The following is a 20,719-nucleotide window of genomic DNA, read 5'->3' as shown; positions in this document are numbered from 1 at the left end:
GGCGCAGGGTCGAAAGGCCACGCGCCCCATTTATGTTGACCGCGGGTCTCCAGTGGTCGACTATCGACCTCCCCCGGCGGTCTCTTGCCCAAGTTGCGGTTTATTTCCCAGCGAGCGGAACATGTGGCCGTTGTGGAGCTTCGGTTAGGTCAAACCCTTTCCGGAGAATATAGATGGCCAAGAACACATCCAAAACCTCGCCCTCCGACAATGCAACGATCCATGATCAGAAGCTGCACCGCGGTGCAGGTGGTGAGCTTCATCAGTTCGCCGAAGACGGGATGCCGGTGCTGACTACAGCGCAAGGCGGCCCCGTTTCCGACGATCAGAATACGCTTCGCGTTGGCGCCCGTGGCCCTGCCCTCATCGACGACTTCCACTTCCGTGAGAAAATCTTTCATTTCGACCACGAGCGCATTCCCGAGCGGGTCGTGCATGCGCGTGGCTATGGAGCCCATGGCTACTTCGAAACATATGAATCGATGGCCGCCTATACCCGGGCCGATCTTTTCCAGCGGCCCGGCGAAAAGACGCCGGCCTTCGTGCGGTTTTCGACCGTTGCCGGCAGCAAGGGTTCCTTCGATCTGGCGCGCGACGTGCGCGGTTTCGCCGTGAAGATTTACACCCAGCAGGGCAATTGGGATCTGGTCGGCAATAACATCCCGGTCTTCTTCATTCAGGACGCGATCAAGTTTCCCGACGTCATCCATTCCGTCAAGCCGGAGCCCGACAAGGAATTTCCGCAGGCCCAGTCGGCGCATGACAATTTCTGGGATTTCATCACTCTGACGCCCGAAAGCATGCACATGATCATGTGGGTGATGTCGGACCGCGCCATTCCGCGATCGTTCCGGTTCATGGAGGGTTTCGGCGTTCACACCTTCCGCTTCGTCAACGCAGCGGATGAATCGACCTTCGTCAAGTTCCACTGGAAACCGAAGCTCGGCCTGCAATCCGTCGCCTGGAACGAGGCGGTCAAGATCAACGGTGCGGATCCGGACTTCCATCGCCGCGACCTCTGGCAGGCGATCCAGTCGGGTAACTTTCCGGAATGGGAACTCTGCGTGCAGCTTTTCGATCAGGACTTCGCCGACACGTTCGACTTCGACATCCTCGATCCGACGAAGATCATTCCAGAGGAGATCCTTCCGGTCAAACCGATCGGCCGTCTCGTGCTGGACCGAATGCCGGAAAACTTTTTCGCAGAGACCGAGCAGGTCGCCTTCATGACGCAGAACGTTCCACCCGGCATCGACTTCAGCAACGACCCGCTGCTGCAGGGACGGAACTTCTCCTATCTCGACACGCAGTTGAAACGTCTGGGCGGCCCGAATTTCACCCATCTGCCGATCAACGCGCCGAAGTGTCCCTTCCACAATTTCCAGCAGGATGGCCATATGGCGATGCGCAATCCCGTCGGGCGCGTCAATTACCAGCCGAACTCCTGGAATCAAGGGCCACGGGAATCGCCGGTTCAGGGCTATCGCCACTTCCCGGCCGAGGAGCAGGGGCCGAAGGTCCGGCTGCGGCCGGAGAGCTTTGCCGATCATTACAGCCAGGCTCGGCAATTCTACATCAGCCAGACTCCGCCGGAGCAACGCCATATCGCCGCGGCGCTGATCTTCGAACTGAGTAAGGTCGAAACGCCGGTCATTCGCGAGCGGATGGTCTCGCATCTGATGAACATCGATGAGACGCTGGCCAGCAAGGTTGGCCACGCCCTCGGCTTTAAATCGATGCCGAAGCCTGCCGATGCCGCTATGCCGACGCGGCAGGATCTCGAGCCGTCGCCGGCGCTCAGCATCATAGAGCGCGGTCCGAAACGGTTCGAAGGACGCAAACTCGGCATTCTTGTCAGCGACGGCACCGATGCCGCGATCTTCAAGGCGCTGCTTGCCGAGATCACCGAGCAGAAGGCAGCGTTCGAAGTGATCGCGCCAAAGATCGGCGGTGTGACGCTCTCGGACGGCAATTGGATCGAGGCGCATCAGATGATCGACGGCGGGCCTTCGGTGCTTTACGACGCCGTCGCCCTCCTCCCCTCGGCCGAGGGAACCGGCGATCTGCTGAAGGAGGCAACGGCCCGCGATTTCGTGGCGGATGCCTTCGTGCACTGCAAGTTCATCGGCTATGTGGAAACAGCGCTGCCGCTGATGCAGAAGGCCGGAATTGCCGATTCCCTGGATGAGGGCGTGATTGCGCTCGGAGCGGCGAAAGATGTCAGCGCCTTCATCAAAGCGCTTGGCAAACTGCGGGTCTGGGGTCGGGAGCCATCGGTCAAATTGAATTGACCGTCTCGTCGTCATCTCCGCACGAGAATGGCTAGTCGTCAGAATAAAACCCGCGGAAGCGCGGGTTTTATGTCGTTTGCGGCGCCCTATTTATTAAGCCCAGGTGATGGAAGCCGCTCCATCTTCGTTTTTACGCGCTGTGGAGAGCCGTATGCGCTGGCGCTTTCGACAGATCTCTGACTTGGCCGTCTTATGGGCAGGCCATCGTGTGGTCCCTGTCACGCTGATCGCGTTCGCAGCCATTTGGGCGGTAGTGGGTCTTAGCTTTTCCTTCCCACGGCAGTGGTTTCTGCTGACCAATATGGTCGGGACACTTATTATATTTTTTATTTTGCTGCTGGTGCAGCACTCCCAAAATCGGGACATGCTGGCACTCCATACCAAGCTCGATGAATTGATCCGATCAAGCAAGGCAGGAAACCACTGGATTGCGGCCGAGAAGAAAGACGCCGACGCAATCGAGGGAATGCGCCAGCAACACCACGGCCAAATCTCGGAGAGTGCGAATTAGGCGGATGCTGCCTCTGCGGCGGATTTCTCGTCCGCTTTTTCCTCGACGCATTCAGCCTTTTCGGCAAGGGTTTTGCTCATTTCCCTGAGTTCGCCCTCCTCCAGCTTTTCGATACCAACAAATTTGTTGGCTGCCTGGCTCGTAAGGATGAGTTCGTCAAGCTTGGCTTGCAGAGCCTTTCCGTCACGGTTCTGGCTGTTCTGCAACACAAACACCATCAGAAAGGTGATGATGGTCGTAGTGGTATTGATCACGAGCTGCCAGGTTTCAGAATAGCCGAAAAACGGGCCGGAAACCGCCCAGACAAGCACGAGCGCCAAGGCCGCCACGAAGGTGAACGGCTTTCCAGAGAGGTCGGCGACGGCGGTTGCAAAGGAAGAGAAGAAGTTGGATTTGTTCGACATCTGAATGCCTCGTTGGGTCGCAGCGCCAATGCTGTCTATCGACAACGTCAACTCCAGATCCGGGCCGAAGTTCCTCGCGCCAAGGTCACGAGAAGGATCGCGCGCGCGTTCGCGGCGCTAAAAAAATATTGTGCAGTGCAGCAACTTTTCGTAGGCTGAGACGTTTGGTTAAGCATCATCGCCATCCCGGCTGCTGATTGGCGGAGACTTTTCATGAGATCTATGTCAGACACCCTTGCACGCCTTGCTGCGCTGCGAGGAACGCTTCGCCCCCAACCCAGGCAGGACAACCCCGATCTCGTCGCATTGGACGCGTTCGGCTCAAACCCGGGCGCTTTGGGGGGCTACACCTATTTGCCGTCAAAGCGCGGGAAAAACATGGCCCTGGTCGTCGTCCTGCACGGCTGCACCCAGACCGCCGCCGGGTATGATATCGGATCCGGGTGGTCGCGATTGGCCGAGGACTACGGCTTCGCACTGCTGTTTCCCGAACAACGACGGGCAAACAATCCAAACCTCTGCTTCAATTGGTTTAACCCGGAAGACATAAGCCGGGATCACGGCGAGGTCTTTTCTATTCGCCAGATGATTGCAAAGGTCGTTGCGGAACACGATATCGACGGTAGGCGCGTGTTCGTGACCGGGCTTTCGGCGGGCGGCGCCATGGCCGCCGCCATGCTCGCCACCTATCCCGAGGTTTTTGCAGGCGGCGCGATCATCGCGGGCCTGCCATATGCAAGTGCTGCGACCATTCCCGAGGCGTTCGACCGAATGCGCGGTCACGGCGGCCCGACCGGCAAAGAGCCTGAACTGCGATTGAGAAACGCTTCACGGCACAAAGGCCCGTGGCCGACATTGTCACTCTGGCAGGGAACCGCAGACAGAACCGTCGTGCCATCCAATGCGAATGCGATCGTGGAGCAATGGAGAAATATCCACGGCGTCGACGCATCGCCGGGCCGCGTCGAAGATATCGGACGACACCAGCGAAAGGTCTGGACCGACGCTCACGATGTCGACGTGATCGAGCTCTATGCAATTGCCGGGATGGATCACGGCACACCGCTTGACGTGAGCACCGGCTACGGGGCAAGCGGCCCCTTCATGCTTGACGTCGGAATTTCATCGACCGTCGAAATTGCCAGGTCCTGGGGTTTGCTCCCCTCGTTTGAAAAACGGCGCGACGCAAAACCCTCTGTCGCACAACCGGAAAACGCCGCAGATCCATTCGGCGCGGGCAGCGACCGAGGCGGCATTCAGAAGGTCATTGAAGATGCGCTCCGGTCCGCTGGGCTGATGCGGTAGTTCCGAGGACATTATGGCTATCCCGCTGGATGCCGCGAGATCGCCGCTATCGGTTTTGAGACTTGGGCAGTGGTCCGTTTTGGTGGCTGAAGACCAGTTCGCTCTGGACATCTTGCTGAAACTGCAGCACCCGCTGACCGACATCGCTCTCCGGCATCCCGGCCGCCAGAAGCTGATCGGCAAGCCTGCGGCATTCGGCCTTCCAGAATTCTATCGCATCTGCGCCATGCCGCCGGCCGAGTTCGCGAGCGCAACGCTCAATATTGGCAGTTCCGGTTCCAGCGGGAAAGGCAATAATTCTGCCTTCATTGGCGCCGGCAGGCCGGCGGGTCATTTCAGTAGCCATCGAACACAGGTTCCTTTGATCCTGTTCGTTGTCTACGGGACTATGGTTAACGCTTTCTATTTGTTGCAGTAAGAAGATCAATCAGGTGGAAATTTAGCGGGCCGCAATGTCACCAGACAATCGGATGGGTTTTGCCGGTGAGCACGTTCACGAACCCCTCCGGCGCCAGCTCCGACGGCGCGACCAGGACCCAGCGCCAGGGCGAGCAGGTCAGCGTCGCAAACGACAGGCGTTCGGGAAAGCCCGGCCACCATCGGGGCGAGAAGGTCGGCTCGTACATCCAGTCGATCCCGGCGCCGGCGGCATAAAGAGCCTGCATCTCCGCATCCAGCGCTTCGGCCGAACGCGCCGTCATCAGGCCGCCGACCTCATAGCGGACGCGGGCGAGAATCTTGCCGCCGGATACCAGCACCCAGCCACCCTGCTGCTCGTTCAGGGCATTGACTGATATCGCCATCGCCTCATCCGATGAGCCGACCGTCCAGATATTGTGCTTGTCGTGCCCGAGTGTGGAGGCGAGCGCCGTGTCCGGCGTGCGTGGTCCGGTACCCAGCCAGAACATCCTGGAGACCTTGGCCTCCCCGGAAAACCGGTCGACAATCGAGAATTTGGTGACATTGCGCGCGGGATCCCTCTGTACGGCGCCATCCTCCACCGGCAATTCCATGGTGATGAAATCGTCGTGCCAGTGAAACGGCCGCAAAAGTGCTGCATTGACCGCGGTCCGGTTCGGCGGCGCCTCTATGCGGAAATCGTCAGCCGTGACCGTCCTGTCTATTTTCACGGTGCGCGTCGCCCATTGCGGCCAGTCGATTTCAGGACGCGCGCCAATGAATGTCGCACCCTCGGACACAGGACGCCCGTCCGCCCATACTTTTTCGATCGACAGTCTGGCGACGTCGCGGAGAAGAACGAAATCGGCGAAACGGCCCGGCGCGATCGATCCGACCCAAGGCGTCAGCCGCATATGGCGTGCCGGATTGAGAGTGACGCACTGGATGGCGATCTCCGGCGCAAGGCCGTTTTCGATGGCGAGCCTAACATTGTGGTCGGTCGCACCGATTTTCAGTGTTTCCGAGGCGCTGCGATCGTCGGTCACCAGGGCAATCTGCGACCAGTCCGTCAGTCCCTTGTCGATCAGACCGCGGATGACCTCCGGCAGGGAATGCGGCCTGAGCTCGATGAAAAGGCCGTGAAGAAGCTTCTGCCAGATTTCATCGAGAAACCAGCCTTCGTGATCGGAGGCGAGACCCGCCGCGGCAAAGGCATTGATCGAGGCCATGTCGCGCAGTCCGGCACCGTGGCCTTCGACCACGCCGCGCTGCTCGAAGGTCGCGCCGATCATGCCCCACAGCCGATCGTAGGAAGGATTGCCGGGATCGGATATGGACGGCCAGTCCATGACCTCGTCGAGCCCGGCGACCATCAGGCTTTCGGAAAGGAAGGCCTTCTGCTCATCGTAGCCGAACCAGCCGCCACCCCATTCATAGGCGGTCGGCGGCACGGCGGAGCCAGGCAGGGGAAAGATCTTCATCGGCGATCCGCGCCGGCGCGCCTCCAGCCAGAATTCCAGATTGCGGGGGCCGTTGACGTTGGAAAATTCGTGGCTCGCCTCGCATGTCCAGGTCACGCCATGCGGCATCACCAAAGCCGCCTCCCATTCCGGCGTCAGATGGGAGCTTTCGATATGTTTGTGTGCCTCGCCGAAGCCCGGCACGGCCGCAAGATCCGGCTCCGAGAACCGCTCGCTCACTTCGCCTGCGTAACTGCCGGCGGGGCCGACATAGGCGATACGGCGGCCCTTGATGACGATCTCCTGATCGTCAAGCCACGTCCTCGTATGGACATCAAGCAACCGGCCGACTCGCAGCAACCTGTCGGCCGGCCGGCGTCCGAGCGCCGTCAGCACGAGATCCTGCCGTGTCAGAACCTCGTCGGACGCGTTGATCAGCAGATCATCAGGAAGAACAGTGCGCGAAGTGGCCATGAATGGAATGCCCGTGAGAAGCTGGAACCGCCGGACCGTAGAGACCATGCCCGGATGTGTAAAGCGCTGATGAACCACACGTTTTGTGAGCGATGACCAGGCGTCATCAACCGAGAGTTAGCTGATCGGCCGACCCCGGAAAATTCCCGACACAAGAGCGCATTTGCCCAATTATTGAGCTTGCGGCCTGACAGATCAAAAAATAGTATCCCTCAAATCCTGGAGGTATAATCCCGATTGCCAACGCCGCTTTTCACAGAAGGACATTGCTCATGAAGGTCAGACGTTTTGCCCGAATCCTGTCTCTTGCGCTGCTTGCCGCCGTCGGCAGCACCGCTGCGGCCCATGCGCAATCGAAGACGCTGACCATCTCCTGGTGGGGCTATAACGGCGAGAAGATGAATGCGAACATCATTACGCCGTTCAAGAAGATCTGCGGCTGCGAGATCGTGTTCGAGACCGGCAACAATGCCGACCGGCTCAACAAGCTGAAACTGCGCGATGGCAAGGGCGTCGATGTAATCTATCTCACCGACAGCTTCTCGCAGCTCGGCATTGAACAGGGATTGTTCCAGGAGATCGATCCGTCGAAGATCCCCAACCTTGCTGACATTTACGAGCTGGGCAAGGCGCCTCAGGGCAAATACGGCCCCGCCTACACGATCGGTCGCGTCGGCATCGTCTATGATTCCGCCAAGGTCAACCCGCCGATCACTGCCTGGGGCGACCTGTGGCGCGAGGACCTGAAAAGCTCCGTCTCCCTGCCCGGCATTACCACCACGGCCGGCCCGCTGGTCGTTCTGGAAGCCGGCAAACATGGCGGCGCAGATGCCTATGAAGACACCGACAAGGCCTTTTCGGAAATCGAGGCGCTGAAGCCCAATGTCGTCAAGAACTACAACACCGGCTCGGAGCTGGTGAACCTGATATCAACAGGCGAAGTGCGCGTTGCGCTGGCCCAGGACTTCACCCTGGCATCGATGCAGGCGGCCGTTCCGACGATGACATGGGCCAAGCTCAAGGACGGCGACATCGCCACGCTGAATACCGTGAACATCCCGAAGGGTTCGGAAAATGTCGAACTCGCCCATCAGTTCATCAACTTCATCCTGTCCAAAGACGTCCAGCAGGCTGAAGCCGAACAAGGCGTCGATGCACCGATCTCGACCAAGGTCAGCCTGACGCCGGACCAGGCGAAGATCTGGACCTATGGCCCGGATATGGTGGCAGGCCTCACCCGCATCGACTATCCCAAGATGAACGCTGCCAAGGCCGACTGGATCGATCGCTGGAACGAAGTCTTCGGTCAGTAAGCTACGCGATATCCCGGCCGATACGCCGCCAGACATTGAAGCGCCGCACATCCGGACCCAAGATGCGGCGCTCTGAACAATCGGACATGCGACGAGTTTCGAGATGAAGCCTTTTGCCAGATGGGTGTTGACGATGCCGGCGACGATTGCCGTCGTTGTGCTTCTGATCGTTCCGGTGGCCATCACCATCGCGGCGACGTTTGCGGAGCCGAAGGGCGTGTTTGCGCCCTATGTAACATTCTTCAGCAGCGGCTTTCGCCGGGCGGTTCTTTATCGGACGCTCGAGATCGCCCTGATCACGACGGCGATTTCGCTCACTGTGGGTTTCATCACCGCCTATGTGATCGCGCAGATGCCGGGTCGCGCAAAGAGCATCATGATCGTCGCAGCGGTTTTTCCGCTGCTGACCGGTGTCGTCGTCCGATCCTTCGCATGGCTGATCATTCTCGGAAAGAACGGCATCCTGAACGCCATGCTGATCTCGACCGGCGTCCTCAGCGAGCCGCTTTCGATGCTCTATACCGAAGGCGCGGTGATCGTCGCCATGGTCTATCTCTTCGTTCCCCTGATGATCCTGACACTCGTCGGCGTGCTTGAAGGCATCCCGCGCGATCTGATCGACGCCTCCGCCTCGCTCGGCGCGAGACCGCTGATGACATTCCTTCAGGTGATCCTGCCGCTCGCGACACCCGGCCTCATCGTCGGCGCGGTCCTGGTCTTCACCGGCAGCTTCACCTCCTATGCGACACCGCAACTGCTCGGCGGAGAAAAGCAGATGATGATGGGGACCTTCCTCTACCAGCGCGCCATGGTGACCTTCGACTGGGTCGGCGCATCGACGATTGCCGCCATCATGGTGGTGTTGACGCTCGGCGTCGTTCTCATCATGAGCCGCATAGCACGCGGGCTCAATCCGATGGCGGTGTAATGGACAGGCGCGTTCACCCGATCCTCGCCGCCTTCGCGGCCTGCGTTTTCTTCTTCCTGCTGGCGCCGCTCGTCATCATCATCGGTGCGGCTGTCAGCGACACGACCTATCTGACCTTCCCGCCGCAGGGCCTGACATTGCGGTGGTTCGTCAATATCTTCCAGATCGAGGCCTTCCGCACGACCGCGATCACCAGCCTGCAAGTCGCCTTTCTCGGCACGGCGCTCTCCTTGCTGATCGGCGTCCCGGCGGCCTATGCGATCAACCGCTACCGGGTGGAATTGCCGCGCTGGCTTTCCACCATTTTCGTCCTGCCGATCCTGGTGCCGGAGATCGTCTTCGGATTTTCGCTGATGAAATCGGTCACGATCGGCCTCGGGCTGCCGATCTTCATCAGCCTGCTGGTCGGCCACGCCCTGCTGATCCTGCCCTATTCGGTGCGTGTCGTCGGCGCCAGCCTGGCGGCCTTCGATTTTTCCGTCGAGGAGGCGGCGATCAGCCTGGGTTGCCCGCCGCTGAAAACCTTCCTGACCGTGGTCCTGCCGAATATCCGCGCCGGGGTCATTGCCGCCTTCATCCTCGCCTTCATCACCTCGATCAACGATGTGTCGGTTTCGGTCTTCCTGACCGGGCCGGGCATCTCGACGCTGCCGATCCAGATCCTTGCGCATATGGAACAGTTCTTCGATCCGACGATCGCATCGGTCTCGGTGCTGCTGATGTTCGTGACAGTCGGCGTCATGGCCGTCGTCGAGGCCACGCTCGGCCTCACCTTCCTGACAAAGTAGAACGCTCTTGACCGTATCCCTCACCATCGATTCCATCTCCGCCCATTACGGCAGCACACAGGTGCTCAAGGACCTGTCGATCTCAGTCATGGCCGGGGAGCTGGTCTCCCTGCTCGGCTCCAGCGGCTGCGGAAAGACGACGACATTGCGCCTCGTAGCCGGCTTTCTGCAGCCAAGCAGCGGCAGCATCAAGCTCGGCGAGCGCAACCTGACCGGCCTTCCCGCGCATGCGCGCGACATCGGCCTGGTCTTTCAGAACTACGCGCTTTTTCCTCATCTGAGCGTCCAGGATAATGTTGCCTTCGGCCTGAGGCAGCGTCGCATTCCCCAGCCGGAACGGGCGAAAAGAACGATGGCCATGCTGGACCGTGTCGGCCTTTCGGCCTTCGCCGACCGCCTGCCGTCGGCCCTGTCAGGCGGCCAGAAACAGCGCGTGGCTCTCGCCCGGGCGCTGGTCATCGAGCCGCCGCTTCTGATGTTCGACGAGCCGCTTTCCAATCTGGATGCAAAGCTCAGGATCGACATGCGCGTCGAAATCAGGCAGCTCCAGCGCGCCAACGGCACGACCTCGCTTTACGTCACCCACGACCAGGAAGAGGCATTCTCGATCTCCGACAGGGTGGCGATCATGAATGCCGGGCGCATCATGCAGCTCGACGCGCCGGAGGTGCTGTATCGCCAGCCGGCCAACGCTTTCGTCGCCCGCTTCGTCGGATTCGAGAACCTGATCCGCATGAAGGTGACCGCGCGCAACGGCGCGCTTGTGACCACCGAAACAACGGGTGGAGCGCGGCTGCAGCTGTCCCAGGAAACATTCGGACCGATCAAGAACGACTTCGTCCTGGCCTGCCGTGCAGACGGTCTTGCCGTCAGCCGTGACGGTGATGGCATCGCGGCCGTGCTCGGCACGCGCACCTATCTCGGCCGGGCCTATCAGTACAAATGCACGACCGCCGCGGGAGAGATCATCGCCAATGGGGCGCTGTCTGATCCACTGGAAACAGGGGCGTCCGCCGTGCTGACGCCTGTAGCAGAGCAATGCTGCATTCTCGATCCGAAAGATTGAAACGCTGAGGAGAGACGATGACTAGTGCCATGGACCAAGATATCGATGCCGTTCTTGCCCATGTGGACCAAAGCCTCGATGGCAGCCTGGCGCGGCTTTTCGAGCTGATCCGCATTCCGAGCGTCTCGACCGACCCCGCCTATCGCGATCACTGCCGCGCCGCCGCAGAATGGCTGAGCCGGGACCTGGCTGCCATCGGCTTCGAAGCATCGGTGCGCAAAACGACCGGCCATCCGATGGTCGTCGCCCATGAAAAGGCGGCGTCCGGACCGCATCTGCTGTTTTACGGCCATTACGATGTCCAGCCGGTCGATCCGCTGGCGCTGTGGACGAGCGATCCGTTCGAGCCGCGCATGGAAGCCTTGCCGAACGGCGATACCGCGATCGTCGCCCGCGGCGCGTCCGACGACAAGGGGCAGTTGATGACCTTCGTCGAAGCCTGCCGCGCCTGGAAGAGCGTCACCGGGAAACTGCCGGTGCAGGTGAGCGTGCTGCTCGAAGGCGAGGAAGAGGCCGGCAGCCCGAGCCTCGCACCCTTTCTGGATGCCACGGCGGACGAGTTGAAGGCCGATGCGGTTTTCGTCTGCGACACGGATATGTGGGATCGCGAAACGCCTGCGGTCACGACGATGCTGCGCGGTATCTTCAGTACGGAAATCGAGGTCACCTGCGCCGATCAAGACCTGCATTCCGGCATGTTCGGAAATGCCGCGCGCAATCCGCTGCAAGTACTGTCAGACGTTGTTTCGAGCCTGCGGCGAGCCGATGGCGGCGTCGCGGTCGAGGGTTTTTATGATGGCGTGAAAGAGCTCCCCGACGCCATCAAGGCGCTGTGGAAAAGACTGCCCTTCGACGAGGAGGCCTTTCTCGGTGATATTGGCCTCAGAGATCCGGCCGGCGAGGCAGGCCGTTCCGTCCTCGAACAGATCTGGGCGCGGCCGAGCTGCGAGATCAATGGCATGAGCGGCGGCTATACCGGCGAAGGCTTCAAGACGGTCATTCCGGCGAAGGCAAGCGCCAAGATTTCGTTTCGCCTGGTGGAAGGACAGGATCCCCAGACGATCCGCGATGCCTTCCAGCGGCACGTGCGCGCACGTATCCCCAGGGATTGTTCGGTCAGCTTCAGGGATTACGGGCTTTCGCCGGCAACCGTGATGCCGATTGATAGTCCGTTTCTCACCAGAACGCTTCAGGCGCTTTCGACGGAATGGCAATGCGAAGCGGCGCTTGCCGGCACCGGAGGCTCGATCCCCATCATCGGCGAATTCAAACGCCGACTCGGATGCGATGCCCTCCTGGTCGGCTTCGCCCGCTTCGACAACCGCGTCCACAGCCCGAACGAAAAATACGATCTCTCCAGCTTCCATAAAGGCATACGATCGTGGGTCCGGATCCTGGCGGCCCTCGCCGACTGACGCTGTAGCACTTTGAATTGCTGCATAATTTATCCTTCAATCGATTCCGATTTAAGGAATTATGCCGTAGGCTATGGTGCGGCCAGCCCACCCTGCTGATCCAGCAGGCCGAGAATAACGGACAATCCCACATCACCATCGACACCGAGGCAGCAGAGACCACCGATGACGATAACCGCTCCCCGCGACTTCCTGAAAAGCCTGTTCGACGCGGCGGTTCGCGCCGCCGATCCGCTGACCGGCATCAAGGCGCATCTGCCTGAAAGGCCGAAGGGAAGGACCGTGGTGATCGGCGCCGGCAAGGGCGCGGCGCAGATGGCGCGGGCGCTCGAAAGCGTCTGGGACGGACCGCTCGAAGGTCTGGTGGTCACCCGCTACGGCTATGGCTGCGAGACACGCGCCATCGAGATCATCGAGGCCGCCCATCCGGTACCTGATGCCGCTGGGCTTACCGCCGCAAAGCGGCTGATGGAGACGGTGAACGGGCTGACGGAAGACGATCTGGTGATCGCGCTGATCTGCGGTGGCGGCTCGGCGCTGCTGCCCGCCCCACCGGAGGGGCTGACCCTGGAAGACGAGATCGCGCTCAACGAAATGCTGCTTGCCTCGGGCGCGCCGATCTCGGCGATGAATGTGGTGCGAAAGCATCTCTCCACTATCAAGGGCGGAAGACTTGCGGCAGCGACCAAAGCGAGGGTCGTCAGTCTGATCGTCTCCGACATTCCCGGCGACAACCCGGCCCATGTCGCCTCCGGGCCGTCAGTGGCTGATGGTTCGACGCGACACGATGCGCTCGAGATTGTCAGGCAATACGGATTGCAGCTGCCGCAGGCAGCACTCGACCATCTGAAGTCGCCGAAGGCCGACGCGCCGCGCCCGGACGATCCGGTCTTCTCACGGCACGCGCATCACATCATCGCCTCCGCCGGCGTTTCGCTGGAGGCGGCTGCCGCCCTGGCAAAATCGCAGGGGATCGGGCCGGCCATTCTTTCGGATGCGATCGAGGGGGAATCGCGCGACGTGGCGCTGGTGCATGCGGCGATCGCCCGCGAAGTGTCGGGCCGGAACAGGCCGTTTCCGAAGCCGGTCGTCATCCTTTCCGGCGGCGAGACGACGGTGACGCTGAGAACCAAGGGTGGCAAGGGCGGACGCAACGGCGAATTCGCGCTCGCCATGGCGCTTGCGATCGACGGACAGGAGGACATTCATGTCCTGGCGGCCGACACCGACGGGATCGACGGCTCGCAGGATAATGCCGGCGCCTTTGCTGATGGCGGCACGGCAAGGCGCCTTCGCGCCGCCGGGCTCGATCCGCGCCGGCTGCTCGACGGTCATGACAGCTATTCAGGCTTTGCGGCCACCGGTGATCTCTTCGAAACCGGCCCGACCGGAACCAATGTCAATGATTTCAGGGCCATCCTAATCAGTTAGGATCCGGCGGTGATGGCGGATCAGGTCTTGATCCGCCCCTGCCCGACCAGCCAGCCGACCGATTCCTGCACCGCCTGCAGGGAGGTGTATCTCGGGGTGTATCCCAACAGGCGTTTGGCCTTGGCGATCGAGCAATTCGGGCTGCGGGCGATATGTTCCCAGGTCGCCTTCGCATCTTCGGCCGTCTGACTTTCGGCCCAGGCGTCGAATGGGGCGAAGCTGAGCTTCGGCTCGTGCCCGAACCAGCGAGACATGGATTCGGCATAACCGCGAAGGGTCAATGCCTGCTCCGAGACCGCGTGAAAACTTTCGCCGGTCGAGGCATTCCGGTTGGCAATCGCGCCTATGAACATCGCTGCCACATCATCGGCATGGACGTGATGAACGGTCTCCAAGCCGAAATGGGGCAGCGCCAGGGTCTCTCCGCGGGCAAGGGTTGAAAAGACCTGCAGGTTGAAATTGCCGGCCGGATTGAGCGGCGTCCAGCCGGGACCGACAATGTGCCCGGGATGGATGATGGTTGCCGGAAATCCGCGAAGCCTTGCCTGCTGCAGCAGATAGGTTTCGATATCAGCCTTCTGCGTGCCGTAATCGCCGAAGGGAGATTTCGGTGCCTCTTCCAGCGTCGGCACGGCAGTGGGGTAGCCATGCGTCCAGATCGTGCCGGTATGCAGGAAGTGACCGACATGCCCCGACAGCGCCGTCACCAGGTGCTCGGCACTTTCCAGCGTGAAGCAGATCATGTCGATGACGATATCGGCTTTCACTCCACGCACGGCCGGGCCGAACTCACCCGTCCGCTCCATGGCTGCCCGGTCCATCTGACGCTGATCGACGGAAGCCCAGGCGTGGTTTGCCGTATAGGGCTTCGCCGTGCCTCGGCTGATCGTGACGACGTCGTGACCTGCGTCCACCAGACGGGGAACGAGATAGGTTCCGACATGGCCCGTTGCCCCGATTACCAAAACCCGCATCATCGTTCCTCCTTTTGCATTTCCCGTGTCGAATATGCTGCGCTTAGGTGATCCTGCAAGCAGACTTTTCGTGATCCAGGGGCCGGACCAGGCCCACTATCGATTCTTGAAAACAAGACAGGTGCCGCCATGCTTGCGGATCTGGTTGCAGAGGTCGTTGGCTTCCAAGCGTGTCTGCCGGCCGATGCGGGCAGCATAACGCGGGCGAAAACCGAAGCTGCGATCGCGCTGGCGCAGGATCAGCGGCTGTTCCGCATTCAGGGGAGCGGGCAGATCCTGCACGGCATCGAGAAACATGCGCCGGGCCACCGTGACATTCGCATTCGCCGCAAGCTGGACGCCCCAAGGCGCCCATTCACCCTCTTGACGCCAGGGCGTGTCCTTCAACGTCCGTCTTTCCGCGAGCGCCACGCAGGCATCGAGGAAGGACTTGTCCTTGTCGAGCGGGGCGGCCGCATCTTCCGGCGGATTATCCTTCCATTCCTCGATCGTATGCGCGGTGATTGCCAGGACGTAGCCGCGTGTCTCGTAAGGTAATCTCCCTGACGCAAGGTAAGAGGAAAGTCCGTTTTCGCCGGCATTGTAGGCGGCGGCGGCAAGGCCGAGATTGCCGAAACGATTGCGCAATTCGTCGAGATATTGCGCCGATTTCCGCAGGGCTTCCAACACCTGGTAGCTGTCTTCAAGACCGCGCAGTTTCGCCGTTCCGGGCATGAATTGCGCGATCCCCTGCGCTCCCTTGAAGCTGACCGCATCGGGGCGAAAGGTGCTTTCCCGCCAGATGAGACGGGCGAAATAATCCGGCGGCAATTGATTGGCGCTGGCGAAATGCTCGATCGCGACGCAAAGGTCGCGGTTGAAACTATCTTTCCGGATGCAGAGCGTCTCACCCGAACCCGACGCCGAAGGACCTGAGTAGAGACATGCCGGCGCCCCAGTGCTTCCTTCCGGCTGGGCCATCATAGTGTCCGCTGGGGAAAACAGAAGACAGAGCGAAAGCATGGCCTTGGCCGATCTCTTCCCAATGTCGGACTGACGTTTTCGGCGTGTCATCGGATCTCATGAGGTTTGAACTTCCATCACGACGCTGGATTCTAGATATCATCGATCGAGGCCCGACGCTTCCCCCATTTCCATATCTGCACCTGAGTTGCTGGCACGGACTGGTCACAGGTTTCTAATTTCGCCATCGATTTTGGAACAAACATATTCGACCTGCCATGGTCGTCGCGTCATCCTGTTTACCAGGAAATCGAGCAAACGAGGATGCGCAGATGATTGATCTCCACTACTGGCCGACGCCGAACGGCAAGAAGGTTTCGATCTTCCTGGAGGAAACCGGCACTCCCTATCGGCTGGTGCCGGTCAATATCGGGCGGGGCGACCAATTCAAACCTGATTATCTTAAACTCAACCCCAATCACCGCATGCCTGCCATAGTCGATCACGAGCCTGCCGATGGCGGCAGTCCGTTGAGCGTGTTCGAATCCGGCGCGATCCTCTTCTACCTCGCCGAGAAGACCGGCAAATTCTGGCCGCAGGATCTGCGCGGCAAATACGAGGTCACGCAATGGGTGATCTGGCAGATGGCGAACCAGGGGCCGAAGCTCGGCGAAGCCGGTCACTTCCGTCGCCTCGGCGATCGCGAAGGAGATCAGTCCTATGCGGTGCGGCGCTTCACCGACGAAGCCAACCGCCTCTACGGCGTTCTCAACATGCGGCTTCGCGACCGGCGTTATCTCGCCGGCGACGAATTCACCATCGCCGACATCGTCAGCTATCCCTGGACCGTCAACTGGCAGGCCCAGGGTCAGGACATCAACGAATTCACGCATTTCAAACGATGGTTCGAGGAGGTCGGCGCACGGCCCGGCGTTCAGCGCGGCCTTGCGGTCGGGGCCGATCTTAGCACCGACAACAGCAAGCTCTCCGAAGAGGAACAGGCACGCATCCGCAAGATCCTCTACAACCAGCGCGCCCTTCCCGTTCCGGATTGAGCCCAAGCAATTGCAGCAAAAGGGCGTAGCGGTTTTGCGTCCGAAATTGCCCAACAACAAGGCGCAACGGAGCGAGATTCTTCCAGAATGCCTGCACAAAAAAGCCGCCGGGCCATATGGCCGCGGCGGTCTGGAGAATGGTTTGAAAGCAGCAATCAGGCCGTCGGCTGCTTGGTCTTCCTGAGATAGGGCAGAACCGTATCGAAGGAGCCGAAACGCGTGATCGCGTCTTCGTTGGAAACCGCGGCGGTGATGATGACATCCTCGCCCTGGTTCCAGTTCGCCGGTGTCGCCACCTGGTGCTTGGCGGTCAGCTGGATGGAATCAATGGCGCGCAGGATCTCATTGAAATTGCGGCCCGTCGTCATCGGATAGGTCAGGATCAGCTTGATCTTCTTATCCGGACCGATGATGAAGACCGAACGCACCGTCGCATTGTCGGCAGGCGTGCGGCCTTCCGAGCTCTCGCCGGCGCCGGCCGGCAGCATGTCGTAGAGCTTGGCGACCTTGAGGTCCTTGTCACCGATCAGCGGATATTCGACGTCGAAGCCGGTGGCGGTCTTGATGTCGTTCTTCCACTTGGCATGGCTTTCGACCGGATCGACGGAGATGCCGATGATCTTGGCGCCACGCTTGGTAAACTCCCCTGCGAGGCCGGCCATGGCGCCGAGCTCGGTCGTGCAAACCGGCGTGAAATTCTTCGGATGCGAGAACAGGACAGCCCAGCCGCTGCCGATCCACTCATGGAAGCTGATCGGTCCCTGGGTGGTGTCGGCGGTAAAATCGGGGGCAATATCGTTGATACGTAAGCTCATGGTCGGCCCTCCAAAGCCTTGTGTTCAATGTTGTTTATCTCAAATCGGCCATGGGATCCGTCCGCCGGAAGCGGTCGCGAGATTGCGGTCAACAGGATCGCACCGGCCGAAGGTAAAAACTTCCCATTCCAGGATTTTAGGTAAGTCATATACCACGATCGCCGAAGGCATGCTCTTTCGATTTCCGGCCTGCTCCGGCATTATTTTTCCGGTAAGTGCGCGCGATGAAGAGACCGATGGTTTTTCCGTCGGTCCCGTCAAAAGCTGCAGGATAACCGCCCTGCCCCTCGCTCAGGCTGCCTGGACCGACTTGATCCTGTCGATGCCGCCGACAACAGGTGCGAAATCGTCCCACACACCCTGGGCGCCTTTCTGCCATTCGTCGAAGGCTTCCGGCTTCAAGAGCTTTCCGCCGTTGGCAAGTGCAGTCTCGACGGATTTGGATTCGTCGTCGACGATCAACTGGTTGAAATAGGCAGCCCCTTCGCTGGAAGCCTGCTGGAACACCGCCTTCTGCTCGTCGTTGAGGCCGGCCCAGAAGGTCGAGGCATAATAGACGACGCCGGATGCCCAGATGTGGCCGGTCTCGGTCATATCGGGCACGACCTCATAGAGCTTGAAGCCGGCATAGGCCGATTTGGTCAGATCCATCGCGTCGGCGACGCCGGTTGCGAGCGCATTATAGGTCTCGGTGATCGGAATGCCGATCGGCGTGGTGCCGAATGCGCTCCAGAGCTTGGTATGCAGCGGGCTCTGGATGACACGGATGCGCTTGCCCTTTAGCTGCTCGGGCCGCGTCACCGGTTCCTTGGTAAGGAGATGGCGGGCGCCGTAATTGATGAAATCGCCGACGACGAAATTCTGCGCCTGCAGTTTTTGCTTGAGGTCGGCGCCGACATCGCCGGCGACGGTCCTGCGAACATGGTCGGCATCGCGGAAAAGGAAGGGCAGATCGAGGATCTGCAGTTCCGGCGCCCAGCCGGAGAGCGACGAGACCGTCGACAGGCTGGCCTGGATGGAGCCGAGGCGCACGCCTTCGGCCACTTCCTTCTCGCCGCCGAGCGCACCGTTTCTGACGATATTGAACTTGAACTGGCCGGGAAGCTTCGCTTCGACCAGTTCGCCGATCTTCACCCAGATCTTCGTTTCCGGCATGTCGTCGCCGAGCAGCGAAGCGATCGTGATCGTCGTCGTGCGGGCGGCGGCGGTGCGGACGAAGGCGGGCGCCGCCAGCGCCGCACCAGTGAGCGCTGCGGTCTTCAGGAAATTGCGGCGGTTGAAATTGTCCATGGGGTTGTCCTGTTTACGAGAAGATGATGGCCCAGGCGCAGAGGATTGCGAGCGAGACCAGGAGAGCGAGCAGATAGGGAACGACCGCCCGAAAGAGCTCTGAGGCTGGAATGCGCGTAACGCCGCTGACAACGAAGATCAGCATGCCGAGCGGCGGCGTCAGTCCGTGGATCATCAGGTTGACGACGATGATCACCCCGAACTGAATGGGATCGATGCCGGCGGCGACCGCTGCCGGCAGCAGGATCGGGCCGAAGAGCAGGATCGCGGCGCCGATATCGAGAACGAGGCCGACCACCAGCAGGATGACGTTCGACAGCAGGATGACCGCAAGCGCGCTGCCGCCGAGCACCGTCGTCAGATGCGAGATCAGTCCCGACACGTCGTCGACCGCCAGCAAAAAGGCAAAGGGGCCGGCCGTGCCGATGAGAAGGCCGATCGCCGCCGCTTCGACTGCTGCCTGGCGAAAAGCGGCATAGAGCGAGAGAATGCCGAGGCGCGCGCCGATGCCGAGCAGCAGCGTGTAGAAAGCAGCAAGAGCGGCGGCTTCCGTGGTGGTGACGATACCGATGCGGATGCCGACGACAACGATGACGCCGAGCCCGAAAGCCGGGATTGCCTGGACCGCCGATTGCCAGCGCTGTTTCGCATTTGCGCGTGGCAACGGCACCTGTTCGCTGACCGTCAGATGGATTGCGACCGCCAGGCATATGGCCATCAGGCCACCGGCGAAGAAGCCGCCGACGAGCAGCGAGCCGACGGAAAGATTGGTCGCGGTCGCAAGGATCAGGAAGGCGATCGACGGCGGGATGACATTATCGAGAACCGATGTCGAGGCGATGATCGCCGCCGCCTGCGCTGGCCGATAGCCGTGTTTGACCAGCTCGGGCTGGAAGGTCGATGCGCCGAAAGCGGCATTTGCGACCGACGAGCCGGAGGCGCCGGAAAAGAGGACGCTGGTCAACAGCGTCGTCTGCGCCAGCCCGGCCCGGCGATGACCGACCATGGCGGCGGCAAAGCGCACGAGCTGGTTGGCGACGCCTGAGGCCGTCAGCAGGCCGCCGGCGAGCAGGAAGAAGGGAATGGCGAGCAGCAGGAATTTCGAGACGCCGGTGACGGTGGCGGAAACGATCGCCGGCTCGGGCAGGCTGCTGCCGAAGGCGATGACGACATAGGCTGCGGCAAGAAAGGCGTGCGGCAGCGGCGCAGCAAGCACGAGGCCGACCGCGGCGATCAGTCCGAGAAAAATGCTCGGCGGCCAGTCGAGATCGAGCGAGACATGCGGAATGCCGGCATAGAGCCCGACACCGACGGCTAGCGAGATCAAGACCGGCAGGATCTTGCCTTCGGCGATGCGCTGCAGAAGCAGCACGACGAGGATCAGCGCGCCACTGGTGCCGAGGAAGCCGAAGCGGATCCATTCCGGCACGCCGAGCGTCGGCGAGACGCCGCCGAGCATCGTCATGATCTCGCTGCCACCGAAGCTGAGTATCAGCGCCGAAAGCACGGTGAAGACATCGGCGCCGATCGGCGTGACCTTCTGCAGGCTTTCCGGCAGCATCTTGACGAAGACGTCGAGGCGCATGGCGAGCGCACTGTTGAGGCTGAGCGGCGCGCCGAGCGCGATCAGACCCACATGCAGCCAGATACCGAGATCCTCGGCGCCGATGAAGCCGGCGCTGAAGAAATAGCGGAGGCACACTGTGACGAGCACCATCAAGAGCAGCACGGCGAGAACGAGTGCCGCGGCAATGCCGAGAACCGCTTCGATCGCCTTCAAGGCGCGCGCAACAAGTCCATCATCCAGAGCGGTCCGTTCGATCGAATGAAATTCGCTGGTGGCCACAAAACGTACCTT

18 protein-coding genes are annotated in these 20,719 nt (G+C 60.8%); 10 read left to right on the top strand and 8 right to left on the bottom strand.

Annotated elements, in window-relative coordinates:
- The first annotated feature begins 173 nt into the window (after positions 1–173).
- Both katE and G9X68_RS09885 read left to right on the top strand, forming a co-directional pair.
- Positions 174–2,291, top strand: coding sequence for a catalase (katE, locus tag G9X68_RS09890; protein ID WP_171602250.1), 2,118 nt, complete (start codon positions 174–176; stop codon positions 2,289–2,291).
- A 151-nt stretch (positions 2,292–2,442) separates the two neighbouring features.
- Entirely contained in the window at positions 2,443–2,802 is a 360-nt protein-coding gene (locus tag G9X68_RS09885; RefSeq protein ID WP_171602249.1) for a low affinity iron permease family protein, read from the top strand.
- Here the strand turns inward: G9X68_RS09885 and G9X68_RS09880 are convergent.
- Positions 2,799–3,206 (bottom strand): low affinity iron permease family protein, encoded by a 408-nt coding sequence (locus tag G9X68_RS09880; RefSeq protein WP_018241771.1) that lies wholly within the window; start codon positions 3,204–3,206, stop codon positions 2,799–2,801. The two genes, G9X68_RS09885 and G9X68_RS09880, sit on opposite strands and share 4 nt — an antisense overlap.
- A gap of 213 nt (positions 3,207–3,419) precedes the next feature.
- On the opposite strand from G9X68_RS09880, the gene G9X68_RS09875 reads away from it, so the two are divergent.
- Positions 3,420–4,511, top strand: a complete 1,092-nt coding sequence (locus tag G9X68_RS09875) for an extracellular catalytic domain type 1 short-chain-length polyhydroxyalkanoate depolymerase (protein WP_171602248.1) — start codon at positions 3,420–3,422, stop codon at positions 4,509–4,511.
- A 46-nt stretch (positions 4,512–4,557) separates the two neighbouring features.
- Here the strand turns inward: G9X68_RS09875 and G9X68_RS09870 are convergent, their stop codons facing one another.
- Entirely contained in the window at positions 4,558–4,857 is a 300-nt protein-coding gene (locus G9X68_RS09870; protein ID WP_024320638.1) for a DUF6074 family protein, read from the bottom strand.
- A 109-nt stretch (positions 4,858–4,966) separates the two neighbouring features.
- Positions 4,967–6,892, bottom strand: a complete 1,926-nt coding sequence (locus G9X68_RS09865) for an adenine deaminase (RefSeq protein WP_171602247.1) — start codon at positions 6,890–6,892, stop codon at positions 4,967–4,969.
- Positions 6,893–7,116: 224 nt separating this feature from the next.
- Here G9X68_RS09865 and G9X68_RS09860 point away from each other — a divergent pair, with 224 nt between their 5' ends.
- The 6 genes from G9X68_RS09860 to G9X68_RS09835 all read left to right on the top strand — a co-directional run bounded on the left by G9X68_RS09860 (position 7,117) and on the right by G9X68_RS09835 (position 13,785).
- Entirely contained in the window at positions 7,117–8,157 is a 1,041-nt protein-coding gene (locus G9X68_RS09860) for an ABC transporter substrate-binding protein (RefSeq protein WP_171602246.1), read from the top strand.
- A gap of 103 nt (positions 8,158–8,260) precedes the next feature.
- Positions 8,261–9,085, top strand: a complete 825-nt coding sequence (locus G9X68_RS09855) for an ABC transporter permease (RefSeq protein WP_171602245.1) — start codon at positions 8,261–8,263, stop codon at positions 9,083–9,085.
- On the top strand, positions 9,085–9,873 hold the full coding sequence (locus tag G9X68_RS09850; RefSeq protein WP_168724914.1) for an ABC transporter permease: 789 nt from the start codon (positions 9,085–9,087) through the stop codon (positions 9,871–9,873). The genes G9X68_RS09855 and G9X68_RS09850 overlap by 1 nt, the downstream gene beginning before the upstream one ends.
- A gap of 7 nt (positions 9,874–9,880) precedes the next feature.
- Positions 9,881–10,939, top strand: a complete 1,059-nt coding sequence (locus tag G9X68_RS09845; RefSeq protein ID WP_171602244.1) for an ABC transporter ATP-binding protein — start codon at positions 9,881–9,883, stop codon at positions 10,937–10,939.
- A 17-nt stretch (positions 10,940–10,956) separates the two neighbouring features.
- Positions 10,957–12,354: a dipeptidase gene (locus G9X68_RS09840; protein WP_171602243.1), complete on the top strand. Its 1,398-nt coding sequence runs from the start codon at positions 10,957–10,959 to the stop codon at positions 12,352–12,354.
- 165 nt (positions 12,355–12,519) lie between these two features.
- Positions 12,520–13,785: a glycerate kinase type-2 family protein gene (locus G9X68_RS09835; RefSeq protein WP_171602242.1), complete on the top strand. Its 1,266-nt coding sequence runs from the start codon at positions 12,520–12,522 to the stop codon at positions 13,783–13,785.
- Positions 13,786–13,805: 20 nt separating this feature from the next.
- Here G9X68_RS09835 and G9X68_RS09830 read toward each other — a convergent pair whose 3' ends face one another.
- Together G9X68_RS09830 and G9X68_RS09825 are read right to left on the bottom strand one after the other, a co-directional pair.
- Positions 13,806–14,762, bottom strand: a complete 957-nt coding sequence (locus G9X68_RS09830) for an NAD-dependent epimerase/dehydratase family protein (protein ID WP_171602241.1) — start codon at positions 14,760–14,762, stop codon at positions 13,806–13,808.
- 93 nt (positions 14,763–14,855) lie between these two features.
- Positions 14,856–15,812, bottom strand: a complete 957-nt coding sequence (locus G9X68_RS09825) for a lytic transglycosylase domain-containing protein (RefSeq protein WP_168310190.1) — start codon at positions 15,810–15,812, stop codon at positions 14,856–14,858.
- 221 nt (positions 15,813–16,033) lie between these two features.
- Between G9X68_RS09825 and G9X68_RS09820 the strand changes: the two genes are divergently transcribed.
- Positions 16,034–16,756: a glutathione binding-like protein gene (locus G9X68_RS09820; protein ID WP_168310189.1), complete on the top strand. Its 723-nt coding sequence runs from the start codon at positions 16,034–16,036 to the stop codon at positions 16,754–16,756.
- A gap of 155 nt (positions 16,757–16,911) precedes the next feature.
- Here the strand turns inward: G9X68_RS09820 and G9X68_RS09815 are convergent, their stop codons facing one another.
- The 3 genes from G9X68_RS09815 to G9X68_RS09805 all read right to left on the bottom strand — a co-directional run bounded on the left by G9X68_RS09815 (position 16,912) and on the right by G9X68_RS09805 (position 20,707).
- Positions 16,912–17,571, bottom strand: coding sequence for a peroxiredoxin (locus tag G9X68_RS09815; RefSeq protein ID WP_138329881.1), 660 nt, complete (start codon positions 17,569–17,571; stop codon positions 16,912–16,914).
- Positions 17,572–17,862: 291 nt separating this feature from the next.
- Positions 17,863–18,861, bottom strand: a complete 999-nt coding sequence (locus G9X68_RS09810; RefSeq protein WP_171602240.1) for a TRAP transporter substrate-binding protein — start codon at positions 18,859–18,861, stop codon at positions 17,863–17,865.
- A gap of 13 nt (positions 18,862–18,874) precedes the next feature.
- Positions 18,875–20,707, bottom strand: a complete 1,833-nt coding sequence (locus G9X68_RS09805; RefSeq protein WP_171602239.1) for a TRAP transporter large permease subunit — start codon at positions 20,705–20,707, stop codon at positions 18,875–18,877.
- Between the last annotated feature and the right edge of the window lie 12 nt (positions 20,708–20,719).

It is taken from the genome of Rhizobium changzhiense (assembly GCF_013087625.1).
In the GTDB taxonomy this organism is placed as follows: Bacteria; Pseudomonadota; Alphaproteobacteria; order Rhizobiales; family Rhizobiaceae; genus Rhizobium; species Rhizobium sophorae.
This window is presented reverse-complemented; position numbering and strand designations above follow the sequence as displayed.

Excerpts from the sequence above, each read along its gene's own strand:
- katE (WP_171602250.1), top strand. The coding sequence starts at position 174 with ATGGCCAAGAACACATCCAAAACCTCGCCCTCCGACAATGCAACGATC.
- G9X68_RS09885 (WP_171602249.1), top strand. The coding sequence starts at position 2,443 with ATGCGCTGGCGCTTTCGACAGATCTCTGACTTGGCCGTCTTATGGGCA.
- G9X68_RS09880 (WP_018241771.1), bottom strand. The coding sequence starts at position 3,206 with ATGTCGAACAAATCCAACTTCTTCTCTTCCTTTGCAACCGCCGTCGCC.
- G9X68_RS09875 (WP_171602248.1), top strand. The coding sequence starts at position 3,420 with ATGAGATCTATGTCAGACACCCTTGCACGCCTTGCTGCGCTGCGAGGA.
- G9X68_RS09870 (WP_024320638.1), bottom strand. The coding sequence starts at position 4,857 with ATGGCTACTGAAATGACCCGCCGGCCTGCCGGCGCCAATGAAGGCAGA.
- G9X68_RS09865 (WP_171602247.1), bottom strand. The coding sequence starts at position 6,892 with ATGGTCTCTACGGTCCGGCGGTTCCAGCTTCTCACGGGCATTCCATTC.
- G9X68_RS09860 (WP_171602246.1), top strand. The coding sequence starts at position 7,117 with ATGAAGGTCAGACGTTTTGCCCGAATCCTGTCTCTTGCGCTGCTTGCC.
- G9X68_RS09855 (WP_171602245.1), top strand. The coding sequence starts at position 8,261 with ATGAAGCCTTTTGCCAGATGGGTGTTGACGATGCCGGCGACGATTGCC.
- G9X68_RS09850 (WP_168724914.1), top strand. The coding sequence starts at position 9,085 with ATGGACAGGCGCGTTCACCCGATCCTCGCCGCCTTCGCGGCCTGCGTT.
- G9X68_RS09840 (WP_171602243.1), top strand. The coding sequence starts at position 10,957 with ATGACTAGTGCCATGGACCAAGATATCGATGCCGTTCTTGCCCATGTG.
- G9X68_RS09835 (WP_171602242.1), top strand. The coding sequence starts at position 12,520 with ATGACGATAACCGCTCCCCGCGACTTCCTGAAAAGCCTGTTCGACGCG.
- G9X68_RS09830 (WP_171602241.1), bottom strand. The coding sequence starts at position 14,762 with ATGATGCGGGTTTTGGTAATCGGGGCAACGGGCCATGTCGGAACCTAT.
- G9X68_RS09825 (WP_168310190.1), bottom strand. The coding sequence starts at position 15,812 with ATGACACGCCGAAAACGTCAGTCCGACATTGGGAAGAGATCGGCCAAG.
- G9X68_RS09820 (WP_168310189.1), top strand. The coding sequence starts at position 16,034 with ATGATTGATCTCCACTACTGGCCGACGCCGAACGGCAAGAAGGTTTCG.
- G9X68_RS09815 (WP_138329881.1), bottom strand. The coding sequence starts at position 17,571 with ATGAGCTTACGTATCAACGATATTGCCCCCGATTTTACCGCCGACACC.
- G9X68_RS09810 (WP_171602240.1), bottom strand. The coding sequence starts at position 18,861 with ATGGACAATTTCAACCGCCGCAATTTCCTGAAGACCGCAGCGCTCACT.